Source organism: Liquorilactobacillus cacaonum DSM 21116 (assembly GCF_001436735.1).
Classification (GTDB): Bacteria; Bacillota; Bacilli; order Lactobacillales; family Lactobacillaceae; genus Liquorilactobacillus; species Liquorilactobacillus cacaonum.
Window position 1 is genome coordinate 1 of the sequence record NZ_AYZE01000012.1, and the last position, 345, is coordinate 345.

4 tRNA genes are annotated in these 345 nt (G+C 52.2%); all 4 read left to right on the forward strand.

Annotated features, from left to right (window positions below):
* Positions 1-5: 5 nt before the first annotated feature.
* The 4 genes from FC80_RS03775 (at position 6) to FC80_RS03790 (ending at position 344) form a co-directional block, all read left to right on the forward strand.
* Positions 6-77 (forward strand) — tRNA-Gly (locus FC80_RS03775).
* A gap of 13 nt (positions 78-90) precedes the next feature.
* Positions 91-176 (forward strand) — tRNA-Leu (locus FC80_RS03780).
* A 15-nt stretch (positions 177-191) separates the two neighbouring features.
* Positions 192-265 (forward strand) — tRNA-Arg (locus FC80_RS03785).
* 5 nt (positions 266-270) lie between these two features.
* Positions 271-344: transfer RNA gene (locus tag FC80_RS03790), tRNA-Pro, on the forward strand.
* Position 345: the final 1 nt, after the last annotated feature.

The following is a 345-nucleotide window of genomic DNA, read 5'->3' on the forward strand; positions in this document are numbered from 1 at the left end:
TTTATGCGGAAGTAGTTCAGTGGTAGAACATCACCTTGCCAAGGTGGGGGTCGCGGGTTCGAATCCCGTCTTCCGCTTGTCAGAGTTCTTGCCGGGGTGGCGGAACTGGCAGACGCACAGGACTTAAAATCCTGCGGTAAGTGATTACCGTACCGGTTCGATTCCGGTCCTCGGCATTTATTTATTATGATGCACCCATAGCGCAATTGGATAGAGTGTCTGACTACGAATCAGAAGGTTGTAGGTTCGACTCCTACTGGGTGCATTAATCGGGAAGTAGCTCAGCTTGGTAGAGCACCTGGTTTGGGACCAGGGGGTCGCAGGTTCGAATCCTGTCTTCCCGAT